The following is an 18,031-nucleotide window of genomic DNA, read 5'->3' as shown; positions in this document are numbered from 1 at the left end:
CGGCGGGGCTCGGGTCAGGACGCCTGACGGGTGTCGTACGGCGTGACCTCGACCTCGCCGGACCCGTCGAAGGTCAGCCGGCAGGTGTCGGCCCGGTAGGTGGAGATGGCCACCGCCGCGACGCGTTCCTCGCTGACGTAGCGGGTGGTGACGACGAGCACCGGGGAACCGGGGAGTCGGTCGAGCTGCCTGGCGTCCTCGGCCCCGGCCACCCCCAGCTCCACCGAGCGGGGCTCACCCTGGAGTCGCAGGCCCTGGAGCTCGCGCAGCACCACCCGGGCCCTGCCCCCGGCGGCGAGGAACCCGGAGATCCCGGGGACGGTCCTCCTGGGGATGTAGAGCTCCTCGGTGCCGACGGTCTGCTCGCCCATCATGCGGAGCCGGCGCAGGGTGTACACCGTCTCGTTCGCCGGGACGGCGAGCATCGTGGCCACGGCGGGCGGCGCCGGCTCCTCCGCGCAGTCCGTGGTGCGCCAGGAGTCGTGCGCGGAGCCCGGCCAGCCGTGGTGCTGGCGGGCCACCGGGACGCCGACGCGGGGGCCGGCGACAGTGGTGCCCACTCCGCGGCGCCGCTGCAACCGGCCCTCGAGCTCGAGCTGGTCCAGGGCCTGGCGCAGGGTCGCCCGGGCCACTCCGAAGCGAGCGGCGAGCTCCCGCTCGTTGGGCAGTACCTCACCGACGGCGAAGTCGGTCTCCAGGGCGTCGTTGAGGACGGTCTTCAGATGCCAGTACTTGGGCTCCTGCGCCGCCGCCGGCCGCGTCCTCGCCACCTGTCCCCCTGCTACGCCTCGGTTTTCGTGCCTTGTTTATTAAAGGACCCTGCACTATGGGGGACAGTAGGGCGCGCGCGGTCGTTGGTCAAGACCAATGCCCCCGGGGGCGTCGACCCCGCCCTGACCTCGGCGAACGCCAGGCGTCCGACGGACACGGGCGATGGGCTACCGTCAGGCTGGTGGACAACGAGATCACAGTGGTCACCGGTGGCAGCCGCGGCATCGGGGCGGCGGTCACCCGCCGGCTGGCCGCGGCCGGGCACGCGGTGGGCATCGGTTACCGCGACGACCGTCAGGCCGCCGAGGCGGTGGCCCGGGAGGTGCGGGCGAACGGCGGGCGGTGCGTCACGGTCCGCGCCGACGTGGCCGTCGAGGCGGATGTGGACCACCTCTTCGACGTGGTGGTCGCCGAGCTCGGCCCGGTGACCGGCCTGGTGAACAACGCGGGGATCACCGGTCCCCTGGGCCGGTTCACCGAGACCGCCCCGGGGACCATGCGCAACGTGGTGCAGGTCAACGTCGTCGGCGCGCTGCTGTGCGCGCGCCGGGCCGCCCGGGAGATGAGCACCCGGCGGGGCGGCCGGGGCGGCGCCATCGTGAACGTCTCCTCCGGGGCGGCCACGCTGGGCAGCCCCGGGGAGTACGTGCACTACGCGGCGAGCAAGGCGGCGGTGGACGCGATGACGGTGGGGCTCTCCAAGGAGCTGGCGACGGAGGGCATCCGGGTCAACTCCGTCCAGCCCGGTCTCGTCCACACCGACATCCACCGTGCCATGGGCGACCCGGACCGACCGGAGCGGAAGGCCCCGGCCGTGCCGATGCGACGGGCCGGGGAACCGGACGAGATCGCCGCGGCGGTCGCCTGGCTGATGTCCCCGGAGGCGTCGTACGCCACGGGCGCGGTGCTGCGGGTCGCCGGGGGGCTCTGACCGGGGGCCGGCCCCGGGCGGTGGCGTCAGCCGGAGAGCCGGGCACCGATCGTCCGGACCACCTCGACCAACAGGTCGATCTCCCGTTCGCCGGTGCGCCAGTTGACGATCGCCGGCCGCAGGGCGGTCATCCCGCGGTGGACCGTGGTCCCGGCCAGGACCCTTCCGTCGGCGAGGAGCTCGGCACCGAGCCGCTGGTTGAGCGCGTCCAGCTCGGCTCCGTCCACGCCCGGCGGCCGGTAGCGGAAGCAGACCACGCACAGCCGCACCGGGGCCAGCAGTTCCAGGTCGGGGGCGCGTTGGACCAGGTCGCCCAGGCGCAGCGCCAGGTCGTGGTGGCGCTCCACCATGTCCCGGTACCCCTGCCTGCCGTACGCGCGCAGGGTGGCCCAGACCGGCAGTGCCCGGGCGCGGCGCGAGGACTCCGGCCCCAGGTTGTTGTAGTCGATCCGTTCCTCGCCGTCCCCGGAGCGCAGGTAGGCGGCGTTCCAGGCACCGAACGCCTTCCGCATCCACTCCCGTTCCCGGACGAAGGCGAATCCGCTCTCGTAGGGGACGTTGAGCCACTTGTGTCCGTCGGAGGCGACCGAGTCGGCGCGTTCCACCCCGTCCACCAGGTGGGCGAGCCGGGGTGTCACCGCGGCGAACAGGCCGAACGCCCCGTCCACGTGGAGCCAGGCGCCGTGCGCCTCGGCCAGGTCGGCGAGATCCGCCAGGGGGTCGAAGTCGCCGGTGTCGACCTCACCGGCCGTCCCGACGATCACCGCCGGGCCCTGGGTCCTGCTCAGTGCCCGGTCCATCGCGGCGAGGTCGATCCGCCCCGCGTCGTCCCGGGCGTGGACCTGGACGGTGTCCCGGCCGCAGCCCAGGATCTGCAACGCCTTGCGGGTGCTGACGTGGACGTACCCGCTGGCCAGGACGGGCATCCGGGGCAGTCCGGCGAGTCCCTCGGCGGCGATGTCCACGCCGTGTCGCTCGCCCCACCACTGGCGGGCACAGGCGAGTCCGGTGAGGTTGGCGAACGTGGCGCTCGGGGTGAGCACCGCGCCGTGGCTCTCCGGGAGGTGGAACAGTTCCTTGAGCCAGCGCAGCGCGACGGTCTCCGCCTCGGTGGCGAAGGCGGAGGCCGCCCACAGTCCGCTGACCTGGTCCAGCAGGGAGGTCAACCAGTCCCCGGCCTGGGCCGCGGGGGTCGCGCCACCGGTGACGTAGTGGAAGAACCGGGGGCCCAGGGAGTGGGTGGCCGTGGCCGTCCCGACGTCGATCAGGCGGCCGACGGTGGCCAGGGTGCCCTCCCCGTCCTCGGGCAGCGGGCCACCGAGNTCCGCGAGCCGGTGCCAGGAGGCCGGGTCGCTGACCGGCCGGTCGGGCAGGGCGTCCAGGTAGCCGGGTGCGGCCCGGGCGACGAGGTCGAGGGCGTCGGCGCTGAGTTCGCTTTCGTTCAGGGGGTCCATTCCGGCAGGAGAACACTTCCGTCCCCGACACGTCGAGATGGAAGTGTTATCGGAAGCGAACCCGGCCGCGAGAAGGGCTGAACACCCGTTCGGTAGCGGCTGGTTGACGGCCCCGGGGCCGGGCTCGGGGTCCGCCGGGTGTGGCACCGCGGATACCCCGACGGCCGGCGAACAGGCACACTTCCCGTGTCCCCATTGAGATCAATCCGAGGAGCACCTCCATGACAGGACAGGCCTCCGGCCGGTCCGGCACGTCCCCAGGACCGGGTTCGGGCACCGGCCTCCGGTCCTCCCTGTTGAGCACGCTGGATCGGTTCTTCACCGTCTCCGGGCGGGGTTCCACGCTCGGTCGTGAGGTGCGCGGCGGCTTCGCCACGTTCTTCACCATGGCCTACATCCTGGTCCTGAACCCCATCATCCTCGGCCAGGCGACGGACAAGTTCGGCCACCACCTCTCACCCGCGCAGCTCGTCACCGCGACCGCCCTGGTCGCCGCGGTCATGACCCTGATCATGGGGGTGGTGGGGAACGTGCCGCTTGCGCTGGCCGCGGGGCTGGGCATCAACGCCCTGGTCGCCTACCAGATCGCCCCCAGGATGAGCTGGCCGGACGCCATGGGCCTGGTGGTGCTCGAGGGACTGCTCATCTGTCTGTTGGTGGTCACCGGACTGCGCCAGGCGGTGATGCACGCGATCCCCCAGCCGCTGAAGCAGGCGATCAGTGTGGGCATCGGCCTGTTCATCGCCTTCATCGGGTTCGTGGACGCCGGGTTCGCCACCCGCAACCCGGACAAGGCCAACACCACCGTCCCGGTGGGCCTGGGTACCGGCGGCAGCCTCACCGGCTGGCCGCTGCTGGTGTTCTGCCTGGGGCTGCTGCTCACCGTCTGCCTGATCGCCCGCCGGGTCCGGGGCGCGATCCTGATCAGCATCGTCACCATGTCCGTCTTCGCGGTGGCGCTGAACGCACTGGTGGACATCGACCGCTCGGCGTGGGGGCTCACCGTCCCGGACGTGCCGGACGACGTGGTGTCCGCGCCGGACTTCGGGCTGGTCGGCGAGTTCAGCCTCGGCGGTGGGTTCGCCGAGGTGGGAGTAATCACCGCGGTGCTGTTCCTGTTCACCCTGGTGCTGAGCGACTTCTTCGACACCATGGGCACCGTGGTCGGGGTGAGCAACGAGGCCGGTCTGCTGGACAAGAGCGGTCGGGTGCCCCGCATCGGCCGGGTGCTGTTCGTGGACGCCACCGCGGCGGTCGCCGGCGGCGCCGCCTCCGCCTCCTCCGGCACCGTGTACGTGGAGTCGGCCGCCGGCGTGGGCGAGGGCGCCCGTACCGGCCTGGCCAGTGTGGTCACCGGGGCGCTCTTCGGCCTGGCGCTGTTCTTCACCCCGCTGGCCACCGTCGTCCCGGCCCAGGCCGCGACGCCCGCCCTGGTCGCCGTCGGGTTCCTGCTGATGACCCAGGTCAAGGACATCCCCTGGGACCGCATCGAGATCGCGGTCCCGGCGTTCCTCACCATGGCGGTGATGCCGTTCACCTTCAGCATCACCAACGGCATCGGTGCGGGCTTCGTCTCCTACGTGGTGCTCCAGACCGTGCTCGGCCGGGCCAGGAAGGTGCACTGGCTGCTGTGGGGGGCCTCGGCGCTGTTCGTGGTCTACTTCGCGATCGACCCGGTCAAGCAGCTACTCGGGGTGGACTGACACCCGGAACGCCCACCCGGCCGGCCCCGCACCGGCCGGGTCAGCGCTGGTCGGACCGGCTCCGGGCGTACAGGTCCACACCGACCCGCCCGTCCGGGACGAACGGCCAGGACGGGTCGGCGAGCCGGGCGACCAGCTCGCCCCACTCCATCCACCAACCGGCCTCGACCTCCTCCGGCTGGTGCCGGATCGGGCCGTGCCGCGCCGGGTCGTACCTGGCCTCGAAGCCGTAGGCCAGGTAGTTGGTGAAGGCGTCGGCGTACCAGTGCACGAAGCACGGCCGCAGCTCACAGCCGCGCACCCCGAGCTCCTCGGCGAGCTCCCTGGCCGCCGCCGTGGCCGGGTCCTCCCCGGCCAGCACCACACCGCCGGCGAAGGAGTCGTGCATGCCCGGGTAGACGTCCTTGGTCGAGGTGCGGCGGTGGACGTACACCCGGTCCTCGGCGTCGCGCAGCAGCACCGCGGTCGCGGCGTGCGGCAGGTTCTCGGCGCGGACCCGACGGCGCGGGGCCGCGCCCGTGACACGCCCGGCGGGGTCGCCCTCGGCGTAGAGCGCGACCATCTCGTCCCCGGGGCCGGTGGGTGGCTTCTCCATGACGTGTCATCGTAGGGCGCCGTCGCCCCCGGGAGCCGGGGAACGACCGACCGCCCGGCCGGCGGAACTCCCAAGAACCGGTCAACCACAGGAGGAAAACGAGGCGTCGGGGAACACCGGGTGTTTTCCGGTCGTTCCGGCGAGTGGCGCCCACACCGGTGGGCGGGGGGCGAGAGCTGGTGTATAGCCATACCAAGGCACACCGAGCACGAGTTCCCTTCTTGTCGCGAAAAGAGGCGTAACCCGCATGAAACACCCTTTACGCGCTGGTCACCCCGCGTTCGTGAGCAGGCAACAACCAGGCGTCACGGTGGTGTCATGACGGACAAGCGCTCTCGTACCCGCACCCGGTCCGCGTCCGGGCACCGCTGGCCCGCCAGCGCAGAGGACTTCGACCGCGCCTGGACGCTGATGAACCTCGACGCGAGGCTCGGCACCTGGGCGCCCTCGGGCGCGCCGGCCGCGCCGTCACCCGGCGTCGAAGAGGTGACCGTACACCAGGCGGGGCCCGAGGCGTTGGCGGCCGCGGTGGCGCTGCACCAGCGCTGCTCACCCGGGACGCTCCGCAGGCGCTACCCCGGCCCGACCCACGACGTGGACCGGTACCTGCCGCACCTGCTCGACCCCCGGCACGGGCACACCCTCGCCGCGAGGGCAGCGGACGGGCGGATGGTGGCCGTGGCGCACCTGCTCTGGGACGCCCCGGACGCCGAGGTCGCCCTGCTGGTCGCGGACGCCTGGCAGGGCCGCGGCATCGGCCGCGCGCTGCTGCGCCGGCTGGTGGACCTGGCCGTCGACGCCCGCGCGGCCAGCGTCTACGCGGTGACCCAGGCGGACAACACGGGCGTGGTGGCGGTGATGCGGCACCTCGGCCTCCCCCTGGAGCACCGGGTCGAGCAGGGCACCCTGACGGTCACGGCGCGACTGGCCCCGTCCTGGCGCCCGTCCCCTGCCCGTCCGGGTCAGGGCTGACCGCCTCGGTCCCCCACCGGGCGGCCCTCTCCGCCTCTTCGGCCAGGGCGAGCAGCTGCCGGTGGGTGACCCCCTCCGGCAGCGGGACCGGGGTGGGGGTGCGCAGCGGCGGCTCCCACCCCGTCCCCGGGAGGTAGCGGCGCACCACCCGCGCGGGCGCGCCCGCCACGACGTGGAAGTCCGGGACGGTGCCGCGGACCACGGCACCGGCGCCGACCACGACGTTCCGTCCGAGCCGGGCGCCCGGCAGGATCACGCATCCCGATCCCAACCAGCTCCCGGAGCCCACCTCCACCGCCGCGGTGCGCGGCCACTGCCGACCCACGGGCTGCTCGACGTCGTCGTACGAGTGGTTCCCGTCGGTGATGTACACGTAGGGGCCGCAGAAGACGTCGTCACCGAGGACCAGCCGGTGGTGTGCGACCAGGTGGCTGCCGCGGCCGATCACGCAGCCGTTGCCGACCCGGACGATCGGGTCGGGTCCCAGCTCGAGTCCGGGCAGCATCCCGGCGGTCAGGGTGACCTGTTCCCCGATCACGCAGTGGTCACCGAGTTCGATGCACTGCTCGCCGAAGACCGTGCCCAGGGGGAAGGCCAGCCTGGTACCGTCTCCGATCCTGGCGAAGCGCAGTGGCCCGGGGCGGTGCGCGGTCACAGAACCGGTCTCCTGCACCCAGCGCCAACCGCGGTGCACCAGGAGGGAAAGGGCACGTCGCCGCCGCTCCCGCAGTGCCAAGGACACGTTCCCGAACGCTGCCACGGGCTCACGGTACCGGCCCGGGGTTCACGGTTGCGCCCCGGGGCTCCGGCTCCGGTGGCGGCGACGCTACGGTGCCGGTGGCACGACCGGTCACGGCACGGGGCGGAACGCGACCCGGGACACGACGACGAGGAGACCTGGTATGGCGGAGGCGTTGATCGCGGCGGTGGCGGGACGGGCCCCGGTGGTCCACCCGGAGGCGTTCGTCGCCCCCACCGCGGTGGTGCTGGGAGCGGTCCGGCTCGAGGCGCGGGCGAACATCTGGTACCACGCGGTGCTGCGCGGAGACGCCGAGTCCATCACCGTGGGCGCTGACAGCAACGTGCAGGACAACTGCACGATCCACGCCGACCTCGGGTTCCCCGCGGTGCTCGGGGAGCGGATCACCGTCGGCCACAACGCGGTGCTGCACGGCTGCGTGATCGAGGACGACGTGCTGGTGGGCATGGGCGCCCGGGTGCTGAACGGCGCGCGGGTCGGCGCCGGTTCGCTGATCGCCGCGGGGGCGGTGGTGCTCCCTGGAACCGAGGTCCCGCCCGGTTCCCTGGTCGCCGGGGTGCCCGGCAGGGTGCGCCGGCAGCTCACCGAGGACGAACGGGCGACGATCAAGGCGAACGCCGACGGGTACCTGCTGCTGGCCGAGGCCCACCGGTCGCTCTGACGCGGCGCGCCCCGGCCAGCCGTCGGCTATCCGAGGGCGTCGGCCACCGCGCGCCCCGCCGTGCGACCGGAGAACAGGCAGCCGCCGAGGAAGGTGCCCTCCAGGGACCGGTAGCCGTGCACGCCGCCGCCACCGAAGCCGCTCACCTCGCCGGCCGCGTACACCCCGGTGAGGGGTTCGCCGCCGGGGCGCAGCACCCGTCCGGACAGGTCGGTCTCCAGGCCGCCGAGGGTCTTGCGGGTGAGGATGTTGAGCCGCACCGCGATCAGCGGGCCCGCCTTGGGGTCCAGCAGGCGGTGCGGGGGCGCCACGCGGATCAGTCGGTCCCCGAGGTACGCGCGGGCCCCGTGGACGGCCGTCAACTGGAGGTCCTTGGTGAAGGGGTTGCCGACCTCCCGGTCCCTGGCGGTGATCTCGTGCCGCAGTTCGGCCTCGTCGATCAGGGGCTGCCCGACCCGTTCGTTCATGCCGCGCACCAGGGTGGCCAGGTCCCTCGCGACCACGAAGTCCGCGCCCTTGTGCAGGAACGCGTCCACGGGCCCCGAGGCGCCGGGCAGCGCCCGACGCAGCACACCGCGCACGCTGCGGCCGGTCAGGTCGGGGTTCTGCTCCGACCCCGACAGCGCGAACTCCTTCTCCACGATCTTCTGGGTGAGGACGAACCAGGTGTGGTCGTACCCGGTCCGCAGGATGTGTTCCAGCGTGCCCAGGGTGTCGAAGCCGGGGAACAGCGGTACCGGCAGGCGCTGTCCGCGGGCGTCGAGCCACAGGGACGAGGGGCCGGGGAGTATCCGTATCCCGTGCCGGTGCCAGACGGGGTTCCAGTTCTCTATGCCCTCGGTGTAGTGCCACATCCGGTCGGGGTTGATCACCCGGCCGCCGGCCCGTTCGGTGACGCCCAGCATCAGCCCGTCCACGTGTTCCGGTACACCGGACAGCATCCGTTTCGGCGGGTTGCCCAGCCGCTCCGGCCAGTTCTCCCGCACCAGGTCGTGGTTGCCGCCGATGCCGCCCGACGTCACCACCACGGCCTGGGCGCGCAGAGCGAAGGTGCCGGTGACCCGGCGCCCGCTGCGCTCGCCACGGCGGGCCCCGCTCGGCTCGAGCACCTCCCCCTCGACCCCGTCCACGGCTCCCGCGCTGCTGCTCAGCGCGGTCACCCGGTGCCGGAAGCGCAGGGTGACCAGGCCCCGTTCCACGGCGGAGCGCACCCGGCGGACGAACGGTTCGAGCAGGCCGGGGCCGGTGCCCCAGGTGATGTGGAACCTCGGCACCGAGTTCCCGTGGCCCGTGGCCAGGTAGCCGCCGCGCTCCGCCCAGCCCACCACGGGGAAGAAGCGCACCCCCTGTGCCCGCAGCCAGCTCCGTTTCTCCCCGGCGGCGAAGTCCACGTACGCCTCGGCCCAGCGGCGCGGCCAGTGGTCCTCGGGCCGGTCGAAGCCGGCGGTGCCGAGCCAGTCCTGGAGGGCGAGTCCCGCGGAGTCCCGGATGCGCATCCGGCGCTGTTCCGGGGAGTCAACGAGGAACAGGCCGCCGAACGACCAGAACGCCTGCCCACCGAGCGACGCCTCGGGTTCCTGGTCGAGCAGGATCACCCGGCGCCCCGCGTCGGCGAGTTCCGCGGTGGCGACCAGACCGGCGAGTCCTGCTCCGACAACGATGACGTCGGCGTCGAGGGCCATGGTGGCTGTCCTTCCGTCGGGGCGCGGGCGTGGGGGCCCTGATTCTTCAGCCGAGCGGGTCAACGGTCAACGCGCGTCCACGTCGGGGGGACTGACCGGTCCCGGTGGCTGACGTGACGTCAGCGCCCTCGCTCCGGGAAGCGACGGACGCCGCCGTGGGGGCCGCGCCCCCACACGGCGTGGACGGACGCCGCCCCCTGCCACCCGGGGTCGCCCCCGGCGGGCGGCGGCTACGCCTGCGGATGGGCGGGCCGCGCCGGGCCGGCGGTGTCCTGGGCCGGTGCCGCACCGCGGGCCGCGGTCCCCCGGGGCGGAACGGTGCAGGTGGCCGGGGTGTCCCCGGCGGGGGCGGCACAGGTGCCCGCGCGGACGGCGGCCTGGTAGACCGTCTCGCAGGAGACCTTCTGGCCGATCTCGCGGTCCAGGCCCCCCTCGGTGGTCGCGGGCGGCGGGGAGAGCACCAGCGATCCCGGTCCCAGCCCGCCCATCCGGTCGTCCGGATTGGACAGCACGCAGTGCTCGAGCGAGAGGCAGCCACAGCCGATGCACTCGCTGAGGGCGTCCCGCAGCCGCAGGAGCTGGTCGATCCTGGTCTCCAGTTCGGCGCGCCAGCGGGTGGACAGCTCGGCCCAGTCCCGGCTGTTCGGGGTGCGGCCCTCGGGCAGGCCGGCGAGCGCCTCCCGGATGGTGCTCAGCGGGATACCCACCCGCTGGGAGGCACGGATGAACGCGACCCGGCGCAGCGTGTCCCGGGAGTAGCGCCGTTGGTTGCCGCTGGTGCGCCGACTCCTGATCAGTGACTTGGACTCGTAGAAGTGCAGCGCGGACACCGAGACGCCGCTGCGGGCGGAGAGCTGCCCGACGGTGAGCTCCTTGTGGCGCGGGGGAAGCTGAGTCACAACGGGAACTGTAACTCCGTCGGCGGCTCAGTCGTGGGGGCGCAGTGTCCACAGCACGGACACCTCGCCGGTGGTGTCCCCGTCCTCCCGGGTGATCACCACGGAGACCCAGAACTCCGGACGCTGCCCGGCGTCCAGCTCGGCCACCACCTCGTCGACCGGACGGACCAGGCGGGCGGTGGCCTTCACCGGGCCCTTCGCCAACTTCCGGTAGGAGGCCTCGGCCCGGACAACCAGCGGCACCGCGCGGGTGAGCCAGGGCCCGAAGGCCGCCAGCACCACGGCACCACTGGCCGACTCGGCGAGGGTGAACATCGCACCAGCGTGGGGACCGCCCACGTGGTTGCGGTACTCCGGCTGGTCGGGGAGCCTCAGCACGGCGCGTTCCGGTGTGGTCTCGAGGAACTCGAGGTTGAGCGTGCGCACCATCGGGACAGTCGCCGTCAGCAGTTCGCCGATCGAGGCGGTCGCATCGGTCATGACCGGATGTTACCAACAAGTAAGTCAGTGTGGGGGGCCGATCAGGCCCCGTAGGGCGGCTATTCGGTTGGTGGTGATCGCGTCCACGCCGAGCCCCACCAGTCTGGTCATGGTGCGCGGCCGGTCCACCGTCCACACCCCGCAGCGCAGGCCAAGCCCGTGGACCCGGTCCACCAGCGCCTGGTTGACCAGGCCGAACGGCAGGTTCAGCCAGCGCGGGCGGAGCCACCGCAGCAGGTGGTCCGGAGGCGGCGCGGCACGGTTCCAGGTCAGGGCGATCTCCGTGGCCGGGTCCGCCTCGCGCACCGCGGCCATGGAAGCGAACCCGCCGCAGTAGTACACCCGGTCACCCGCCCCGCACGCGTGCGCCTCGGCGACGGCCGCCCTGGCGCTGCCCGGGTCGGACAGGTCGATCAGGGTCCGGCAGGGCAGCGTCGCCAGCGCCTCGCGCAGGGTGGGGACGCCGATCCGGCGCACCTCGTCGGAGGAGGTGCGCGCCACCGGGGCGGTCATCCCCCACAGCCGCTCCAGGGTGCTGTCGTGCAGCAGCACGGGAACGCCGTCCGCGGTGGTCCGCACGTCCACCTCGACCGCGTCGGCTCCGGCCCGCCACGCGGAGAGCAGCGACGGCAGGGTGTTCTCCCGGTACCGGTAGGGGTCGCCGCGGTGGGCGACGGCGAGGGACCGCGGTCGTGTGGACATGCCCCCATGATCGCCCGGTTCGGGGCGGTCCGGCACCCCCACCCGGTCAGCCCACCTGGAACGCGCCACGGGGCGGCTCCGGCGAGCCGGTGGCGGTGGCGTCCTCCACCGGCCGGGCGCCCGCCGCCAGCGCGTCCAGCCGCGGGCCGTGTTCCACCCGGGCGGGGAACGGGTCCGAGGCCAGCCTGCGCACGAGCTCCGCCACCGGGAGCTCGGTGTTGCCGGCCAGCAGCACCGCGTTGCCGAACCTGCGTCCGCGCAACAGCGACGCCTCGGCGAGCAGGCACACCTGGGGGAAGACGGCACGCACCGTGGCGAGCTGCCCGCGCAGGAAGTCCAGGGGAGGCCCGTCGGCGACGTTGGCCACGTAGTGACCGCCCGGCCGCAGACAGCGGGCGGCGGTTCGCACGAACTCCACGGAGGTCAGGTGGGCGGGCACCCGGGCTCCGCCGAAGACGTCCACCACCAGCAGGTCCACGGTCCGTTGCGGCACGGCCAGCAGCGCCTGCCGGGCGTCCTCGGTGCGCACGGTGACGTCGGTTCCGGGCGGCAGCGGCAGCACCTCGGCGACGAACGCGGCCAGCGCCGCGTCCGCCTCGACCACCTGTTGCCGGGAGCCGGGGCGGGTCGCGGCGACGTACCGGGGAAGGGTCAGCGCCCCGCCGCCCAGGTGCAGCGCCCGCAGCGGGGCACCCGGCGGAGCGGCGACGTCCACCACGTGACCGATCCGCCGGACGTACTCGAACTCCAGGTGCGTGGGGTCGTCGAGATCGACGTAGGACTGGGGGGCGCCGTCCACGGTGAGCAGCCAGGCCCGCCGCCTGTCGGCGTCCGGCAGCAGCCTGGCCTGTCCGAAGTCCACCCGGCGTCCGGCCGGCAGCGACTCGCCGGGGGCGTCACTCGTCATCGTCGCTCCTCACACGGCCCGGTCGGTGACCCGGCCGTGGCTGAGCTCCACCCGACGGGTGACCCGCACCGCGTCCAGCATCCGCCGGTCGTGGGTGACCAGCAGCAGCGTCCCCGCGTACGCGTCGAGCGCCGACTCCAGTTGTTCGATGGCGGGCAGGTCGAGGTGGTTGGTGGGTTCGTCCAGGACCAGCAGGTTCACCCCGCGCGCCTGGAGCAGCGCGAGCGCCGCCCGGGTCCGTTCTCCCGGGGAGAGGCTGGTCGCCGGGCGCAGCACGTGGGCGCTCCGGAGGGCGAACTTGGCCAGCAGGGTGCGGGCGTCCGCCGGGGAGAGGTCCGGCACGGCGGCGCCGAAGGCGTCCAGCAGCGGCTCGTCGCCGAGGAACAGCCCGCGGGCCTGGTCCACTTCACCGACCACCACGCCGGGGCCGAGCGCGCCGTGCCCCGCGTCCAGCGGCACCCGGCCGAGCAGGGCGGCCAGCAGGGTGGACTTCCCCGCGCCGTTGGCCCCGGTGATCGCAACCCGGTCGGCCCAGGAGACCTCGAGGTTGACCGGGCCGAGGACGAACGATCCGCGCCGGACCACGGCGTCGCGCAGGGTGGCGACGACCGCGCCGGAGCGGGGGGCGGCGGCGATCTCCATCCGCAGCTCCCACTCCTTGCGGGGCTCCTCGACCTCCTCGAGACGCTCGATCAACCGCTGGGTCTGCCGGGCCTTGGCGGCCTGCTTCTCGCTCGCCTCGGTCCTGGCGTGCCGGACGTGCTTGTCCCCGTCCGTGGCCTTGCGCCTGGCGTTGCGCACGCCCTTGTCCGTCCAGGAGCGTTGGAGACGGGCGCGTTCCCGCAGCGTGGACAGTTTGTCGGCGTACTCGTCGTAGTCCTCGCGGGCCTGCCTGCGCGCCACCTCGCGTTCGGTCAGGTAGGCGCGGTAGCCGCCGCCGTAGGTCCGGACCTGCCGCTGGGACAGGTCCAGTTCCACGACCCGGTTCACCGTCCTGGTCAGGAACTCCCGGTCGTGGCTGACCAGCACCGTGCCGGCGCGCAGTTGGGTGACGAACGCCTCGAGCCGCTCCAGGCCGTCGAGGTCGAGGTCGTTGGTGGGCTCGTCGAGCAGGAAGACGTCGTACCGGCTGAGCAGCAGCGAGGCCAGGCCCGCCCGGGCGGCCTGGCCCCCGGAGAGCGAGGTCATCGGCTGGTCGAGGGCGACGGTCAGGCCCAGGTCGGCGGCGACCGCCCCGGCCCGCTCCTCCAGGTCCGCGCCGCCGAGGCCCAGCCAGCGCTCCAGGGCCTCGGCGTAGGCGTCGTCCGCCCCACGCTCCCCGGCGACCAGTGCCTCGGTCGCGGCGTCGAGGTCCCGTTGCACGGCGCCCACCCCGGTGCGCCGCGCCAGGAAGTCCCGCACGGTCTCCCCCGGGCGCCGCTCGGGCTCCTGGGGCAGGTGCCCGACGGTGGCCGTGGGCGGGGTCCGCCGGACGGTACCGGTCTCCGGGGTCGCCAGGCCGGCGAGCATCCGCAGCAGGGTGGACTTCCCCGCGCCGTTCGCCCCGACCAGGCCGATCACGTCCCCGGGGGCGACCACGAGTTCCAGGTCGGAGAACAGCACCCGGTCACCGTGCGCGGCGGTCAGGTCCCTGGCGATGAGGGTGGCAGTCATCAGGCAGAACATACTAGGGCGGGTCACCAGGAGTCCGCGCAACCGCGGTGCCGGCACGGTGGCTCTTCCCGGCCGGCCGCGACGGTGCGGGGCGACGGGTGCGCTCACGGCGGTGGCTCGGGTGCCACCACCGTGAGCGCGGGTCCACCGGCGGCACGGGGTCCGCGGCGGGGCGTGCCCCTCGGTCACCGGCCCCGGACGGCGTCCAGTTCCGCGACCGCGGCGAAGGTGTTGGAGCCGCCGTGCTCGCTGAGCACCCGCAGGGCGACGTGCCGGACGGTGCGGTCGGCGAACGGCACGGTGAACTCGGTGCGGTCGGCGGGGAACTCCCCCGTGGCGACCGTGTCCCAGGCCTGTCCGTCCTTCGAGACCAGCACCTCGTAGCGCTTCACCACGCCGTTGCGGCCGCCGTCCTGGCGGGGCATGTAGCGGATGCCGGAGATCCGCTGCTCCGCGCCGAGGTCCACCGAGAGCTGCTGCGGCAGCGCGACGTCGTACCTGCTGTGCCAGATGGTGTAGGGGTCGTTGTCCACGGCCCGGGCGGCCTGTCCCGGCTCGCCAGTGGTCTCCTCGCTGGTCGCCGTGGCGCTCCAGCCCTCCTGGCTGATCATCCCGGGGTTGGCGCCGATCTGCGACTCCAGGTCGGACGGGTCGGCGACCGGAACCGGTCCGGCGTCGCCGACCTGGTCGTACCGGTCGAGGAAGGGCCGCACGTCGTGTCCGGCGGGGGTTGCCCAGGTGCGGTCCGCGACGACCGCGAGCGGCCTGCGGGCGAAGTAGTCAACCCACCCCGTCGCCAGGGACTGGGTGCGGTCCGACCAGCGGGAGACGCGGTAACCGAGGATGCCCGGCACGGCGGTGAAGGGGTAGTCCCGGTAGGTCGTGCGGACGTCGAAGAATCCGTAGCTGCCGGGCCTGGCGCCGAAGCCGGGGCTGACGTACAGCGGCCCGTCCTGGGAGCCGACCACCTGGTAACCCTGCGCCGCCCGGCCCTGGGGGGAGCTGAGCCACTCGTTGACCACGATCCGCTTGTCGGGGGCGATGCTGGTCTGCTGGTTGTAGTCCCACCACTGCCAGACCTGCGTCGTCTTCCCCTTGGCGCGGACCACCGCGTCGAGGTCGTTGATGAACTCGACGAGGACGTCACCGGGGTACGGGTAGCCCTTGGCCTTCTGGTAGGAGACCAGTTCCGGGCAGGCCCGCTGCGCGGCGGTCAGCGGCACCTCGTCGGTCCCGATGTGGAGGTAGGGGCTCTTGAAGACGTCCGCCACCTCGGCCACGAGGTCGCGGGCGAACTCCCGGGTCTTCGGGTTGGTGTAGTCCAGCGTCCAGTGGCCGGTGTTCGAGCCCTCCCAGTTGTTGTTCGGCAACGCCATGCTCGTGCAGGAGAAGGCGAGGTCGGGGCGTGCGTTGCCGATGGCGGAGGCGTGGCCCGGCAGGTCGATCTCCGGGACGATGGTGACCCCGTAGCGCGTCGCGTAGGCCTCGAGGTCCCGCAGCTCGGCCTTGGTGTAGTGCTGTTGCGAGACGATCTCCGGGTAGCGGTCGCTCTCGATGCGGTAGCCGTTCCAGTCCGACAGGTGCAGGTGGAACGTGTTCAGCTTGTACCAGGACATCTGGCGGATCTGCCGCTTGAGGTAGTCGACGGGGAAGTACTTGCGGCCCACGTCGAGCATCTGCCCGCGTTCGACCAGGGTCGGCCAGTCACGGGCCGTGCCGCGGGCCACCGTGTGCGGGGTGGGGCTGGTACGCAGTGCCTGGAGCAGGGTTCGCGTGCCGTGGAGCACACCGGTGCGGCCGGTGGCCGCGATGGACAGGGAGTCAGCGACGGCGAACTCGTAGCCCTCGGGGGAGTTGCCCGGTGCGGACTCCTCGAGCGAGAGGCGGATGTCGTGCGGTCCCGCTTCGCCGGTGGCCAGGTGGGGGCGTATGCCCTCCTGCTCGGCGAGCTCGCCCGCGAGCATGGTGGCGGTGGCCGCGAGCTGCCGGTAGTCGGTCGGGCTCACCACGATGCGGGTCTGCGTGGTCAGTTCCCAGGTCCCGTGACCGCCTTCCCACGAACGGACGGCCGGAACGGTGACCGGTGCCGGATTGACGGCATCCGCTGCCTCGGCGGCGCTGACCGCGGGCACGCAGAGCGTGGAGGCGAGCAGGGCCCCCGCTGAGGCGATGGCCCACGGTGCTCGGACCGTGGTGCGGGGCCGCGGGGAAGGTTGTCTGTGGCGCATGCATGACCTCCCGGGTCTGCAGTGGGCGAGGCGGCGACCGGTGCGGACGGGTGGCGCGACGTCGAGTGGGGCCGCGGGCAGCCGCCTCGCGGCGAGTACACGAGGGCTGCTCGCCGGTGGACGGGCCCTGGTGGCGCCCGGGCGGAGTTCGGAGGCGGGCTGCGGCGAGCGAACTTCGGGCGGGGCGATACGAGAAGGCGGGTGGAGCCTGAGAGAGACCTTGTCCGGTCGTGCTTGGAGCGTAGGGAGAGGGCGCAGCAAGAAGCAACCCTTCGTCAGCTATTCGATCCGACAGAGGGGACTTCCTCAGGAGGACATTTATGGCAAAGCAGAACATCTCCCTCTCAATAGCGCACCACACCATCCCTTGGATGCATTCGAAGATGCTCGCTTGATCCAGAAACGAGCAACTACACGCAATCATGATCCAGGGAACCGTGAGAGACGTTCCCCTTCTGCGGTCGCACCCCGCGGGGGGCGGGGCGCCGGAACGCCCGATCCCCTTCCCGGCGAGCGGGTGCACCCCCGCGTCCCTCCGACCGACCGGTGTCCGTACGGACGCTCCCCCGGCCCCACAGCCACCGGATACGCTGCCCGAATGCCCGAAGTCCCGGTCTCCCGCGTCCCCGGCTGGCCCGGCCGCGTGCTGCGGCTACTGATCTCCCCTTGGGCGCGGTGCGGGCTGCTGGTCCTGCTGCTCGCCGCCGCGGGGGCCTCGGTGCTGGTGTGGGAACCGCAGCGGCTGCTGGAGTCCGGGTGGCCGCGGCAGGCGACCGGGGCCGGCACCGTGGTGGTGTTCGTGGTGACGTTCGCCGCCTGCACCCTGGCGTTCGTCCCCAAGCCGCTGCTCAACGCGGCGGCCGGCGCGCTCTTCGGCATCCAGGGCGGCCTCGCTCTCGCCGTCACGGGAACCACTCTCGGCGCGGCCACCGCGTTCTGGCTGGGACGGGTACTGGGCCGGGACGCACTGCGGGTGCTGGTGCGCACCCGGCTCCTGCGGGCGATGGACCGGCAGCTCAGCGACCACGGGTTCCGCAGCGTGCTGCTGATGCGGCTGGTTCCAGGCGTGCCGTTCGCGGTGGCCAACTACAGCGCGGCCGTCTCCCGCATGCGGGCCGCACCGTTCCTGGTCGCGACCGCCCTGGGAGTGATCCCCAACACCGCCGTCTACGTGATCGCCGGCAGCCTCGCACGCAGCCCTGACTCCCCCGGCTTCCTCGCCGCCCTGGGCGTGATCGCCGTGATGGGGGTGGTCAGTGTCGCGGTGACGGTGTGGCGAGCCCGGCTCCGGCCCTGCTCTCGCGGGACCGGCTAGGGACGACCCCCGCGACGATCCCGGCGGGGCGGGTACGGGTGCGTGGAACTCGCTTGACCACCCCGGTGGCCGGTGCCCTAACCTCGTGCCCATGTCTGCATGCTGCGCGTTGACCAAGGGAGCCCCCGGGCTCCTGCTGGCCGCACGACCGCGCGGACGGCGCCTCGCCCTGGTCCACCAGGACGGGTGACCGGCGCCTGATCGACGTGTCCCAGCCGCGACCAGTCACGGTCGATGGCTCCTCCGTCACGTGATCATCCGATCGCGCGGAGGGACGTAACCGGCTCACGGTGTACTCCCCCGCCTGACCCGCGTCCT

At 73.1% G+C, this 18,031-nt stretch carries 15 protein-coding genes and 1 pseudogene; 5 read left to right on the top strand and 11 right to left on the bottom strand.

Annotated features, from left to right (window positions below):
• Window positions 1-14: 14 nt before the first annotated feature.
• On the bottom strand, window positions 15-770 hold the full coding sequence (locus A3IG_RS0127460; RefSeq protein WP_018386796.1) for a GntR family transcriptional regulator: 756 nt from the start codon (window positions 768-770) through the stop codon (window positions 15-17).
• 182 nt (window positions 771-952) lie between these two features.
• Here A3IG_RS0127460 and A3IG_RS0127455 point away from each other — a divergent pair, with 182 nt between their 5' ends.
• Window positions 953-1,702 (top strand): SDR family oxidoreductase, encoded by a 750-nt coding sequence (locus tag A3IG_RS0127455; protein ID WP_018386795.1) that lies wholly within the window; start codon window positions 953-955, stop codon window positions 1,700-1,702.
• A 26-nt stretch (window positions 1,703-1,728) separates the two neighbouring features.
• Here the strand turns inward: A3IG_RS0127455 and A3IG_RS0127450 are convergent, their stop codons facing one another.
• Window positions 1,729-3,156: a pyridoxal phosphate-dependent decarboxylase family protein gene (locus A3IG_RS0127450; protein ID WP_018386794.1), complete on the bottom strand. Its 1,428-nt coding sequence runs from the start codon at window positions 3,154-3,156 to the stop codon at window positions 1,729-1,731.
• A gap of 221 nt (window positions 3,157-3,377) precedes the next feature.
• Here A3IG_RS0127450 and A3IG_RS0127445 point away from each other — a divergent pair, with 221 nt between their 5' ends.
• Window positions 3,378-4,859 (top strand): NCS2 family permease, encoded by a 1,482-nt coding sequence (locus A3IG_RS0127445; protein ID WP_018386793.1) that lies wholly within the window; start codon window positions 3,378-3,380, stop codon window positions 4,857-4,859.
• Window positions 4,860-4,899: 40 nt separating this feature from the next.
• On the opposite strand, the gene A3IG_RS0127440 is transcribed toward A3IG_RS0127445, so the two are convergent.
• Entirely contained in the window at window positions 4,900-5,454 is a 555-nt protein-coding gene (locus A3IG_RS0127440) for an NUDIX hydrolase (protein WP_018386792.1), read from the bottom strand.
• Window positions 5,455-5,772: 318 nt separating this feature from the next.
• Between A3IG_RS0127440 and A3IG_RS31590 the strand changes: the two genes are divergently transcribed.
• Complete coding sequence (locus A3IG_RS31590; RefSeq protein WP_018386791.1) at window positions 5,773-6,426, top strand: GNAT family N-acetyltransferase; 654 nt, start codon at window positions 5,773-5,775, stop codon at window positions 6,424-6,426.
• Here the strand turns inward: A3IG_RS31590 and A3IG_RS31585 are convergent.
• Window positions 6,368-7,186 (bottom strand): acyltransferase, encoded by an 819-nt coding sequence (locus A3IG_RS31585; RefSeq protein ID WP_407701044.1) that lies wholly within the window; start codon window positions 7,184-7,186, stop codon window positions 6,368-6,370. The genes A3IG_RS31590 and A3IG_RS31585 overlap by 59 nt on opposite strands.
• A gap of 142 nt (window positions 7,187-7,328) precedes the next feature.
• Here A3IG_RS31585 and A3IG_RS0127425 point away from each other — a divergent pair, with 142 nt between their 5' ends.
• A complete protein-coding gene (locus tag A3IG_RS0127425) occupies window positions 7,329-7,847 on the top strand; it encodes a gamma carbonic anhydrase family protein (RefSeq protein ID WP_018386789.1) in 519 nt (172 codons plus the stop codon).
• A 26-nt stretch (window positions 7,848-7,873) separates the two neighbouring features.
• On the opposite strand, the gene A3IG_RS0127420 is transcribed toward A3IG_RS0127425, so the two are convergent.
• The 7 genes and pseudogenes from A3IG_RS0127420 to A3IG_RS0127390 form a co-directional block, all read right to left on the bottom strand.
• Window positions 7,874-9,529 carry an FAD-binding dehydrogenase gene (locus tag A3IG_RS0127420; RefSeq protein WP_018386788.1) on the bottom strand — a complete coding sequence of 552 codons (1,656 nt, stop codon included), beginning with the start codon at window positions 9,527-9,529 and terminating at the stop codon, window positions 7,874-7,876.
• Between the two features lie 452 nt (window positions 9,530-9,981).
• Window positions 9,982-10,428, bottom strand: a pseudogene (gene soxR, locus A3IG_RS31580) (redox-sensitive transcriptional activator SoxR); the annotation flags it as partial.
• Window positions 10,429-10,455: 27 nt separating this feature from the next.
• A complete protein-coding gene (locus tag A3IG_RS0127410; RefSeq protein ID WP_018386786.1) occupies window positions 10,456-10,908 on the bottom strand; it encodes a DUF4442 domain-containing protein in 453 nt (150 codons plus the stop codon).
• 24 nt (window positions 10,909-10,932) lie between these two features.
• On the bottom strand, window positions 10,933-11,610 hold the full coding sequence (locus tag A3IG_RS0127405; RefSeq protein WP_026220732.1) for a glycerophosphodiester phosphodiesterase: 678 nt from the start codon (window positions 11,608-11,610) through the stop codon (window positions 10,933-10,935).
• A 46-nt stretch (window positions 11,611-11,656) separates the two neighbouring features.
• A complete protein-coding gene (locus A3IG_RS0127400; protein WP_018386784.1) occupies window positions 11,657-12,517 on the bottom strand; it encodes a spermidine synthase in 861 nt (286 codons plus the stop codon).
• 9 nt (window positions 12,518-12,526) lie between these two features.
• On the bottom strand, window positions 12,527-14,170 hold the full coding sequence (locus A3IG_RS0127395) for an ABC-F family ATP-binding cassette domain-containing protein (RefSeq protein WP_026220731.1): 1,644 nt from the start codon (window positions 14,168-14,170) through the stop codon (window positions 12,527-12,529).
• Window positions 14,171-14,355: 185 nt separating this feature from the next.
• Window positions 14,356-16,398, bottom strand: a complete 2,043-nt coding sequence (locus tag A3IG_RS0127390; RefSeq protein WP_018386782.1) for a family 20 glycosylhydrolase — start codon at window positions 16,396-16,398, stop codon at window positions 14,356-14,358.
• A 598-nt stretch (window positions 16,399-16,996) separates the two neighbouring features.
• On the opposite strand from A3IG_RS0127390, the gene A3IG_RS0127385 reads away from it, so the two are divergent.
• Window positions 16,997-17,713 (top strand): TVP38/TMEM64 family protein, encoded by a 717-nt coding sequence (locus A3IG_RS0127385; protein WP_018386781.1) that lies wholly within the window; start codon window positions 16,997-16,999, stop codon window positions 17,711-17,713.
• Window positions 17,714-18,031: the final 318 nt, after the last annotated feature.

Origin of the sequence: Wenjunlia vitaminophila DSM 41686 (assembly GCF_000380165.1) — a bacterium.
In the GTDB taxonomy this organism is placed as follows: Bacteria; Actinomycetota; Actinomycetes; order Streptomycetales; family Streptomycetaceae; genus Wenjunlia; species Wenjunlia vitaminophila.
Note: the sequence above shows the minus strand (reverse complement) of the source record. Positions and strands in the feature narration are given on the sequence as shown.

What these genes read in the sequence shown, in the direction of transcription:
- A3IG_RS0127445 (WP_018386793.1), top strand. Translation starts at nt 3,378, where the DNA reads ATGACAGGACAGGCCTCCGGCCGGTCCGGCACGTCCCCAGGACCGGGT.
- A3IG_RS0127440 (WP_018386792.1), bottom strand. Translation starts at nt 5,454, where the DNA reads ATGGAGAAGCCACCCACCGGCCCCGGGGACGAGATGGTCGCGCTCTAC.
- A3IG_RS31590 (WP_018386791.1), top strand. Translation starts at nt 5,773, where the DNA reads ATGACGGACAAGCGCTCTCGTACCCGCACCCGGTCCGCGTCCGGGCAC.
- A3IG_RS0127425 (WP_018386789.1), top strand. Translation starts at nt 7,329, where the DNA reads ATGGCGGAGGCGTTGATCGCGGCGGTGGCGGGACGGGCCCCGGTGGTC.
- A3IG_RS0127420 (WP_018386788.1), bottom strand. Translation starts at nt 9,529, where the DNA reads ATGGCCCTCGACGCCGACGTCATCGTTGTCGGAGCAGGACTCGCCGGT.
- A3IG_RS0127410 (WP_018386786.1), bottom strand. Translation starts at nt 10,908, where the DNA reads ATGACCGATGCGACCGCCTCGATCGGCGAACTGCTGACGGCGACTGTC.
- A3IG_RS0127405 (WP_026220732.1), bottom strand. Translation starts at nt 11,610, where the DNA reads ATGTCCACACGACCGCGGTCCCTCGCCGTCGCCCACCGCGGCGACCCC.
- A3IG_RS0127400 (WP_018386784.1), bottom strand. Translation starts at nt 12,517, where the DNA reads ATGACGAGTGACGCCCCCGGCGAGTCGCTGCCGGCCGGACGCCGGGTG.
- A3IG_RS0127395 (WP_026220731.1), bottom strand. Translation starts at nt 14,170, where the DNA reads ATGACTGCCACCCTCATCGCCAGGGACCTGACCGCCGCGCACGGTGAC.
- A3IG_RS0127390 (WP_018386782.1), bottom strand. Translation starts at nt 16,398, where the DNA reads ATGCGCCACAGACAACCTTCCCCGCGGCCCCGCACCACGGTCCGAGCA.
- A3IG_RS0127385 (WP_018386781.1), top strand. Translation starts at nt 16,997, where the DNA reads ATGCCCGAAGTCCCGGTCTCCCGCGTCCCCGGCTGGCCCGGCCGCGTG.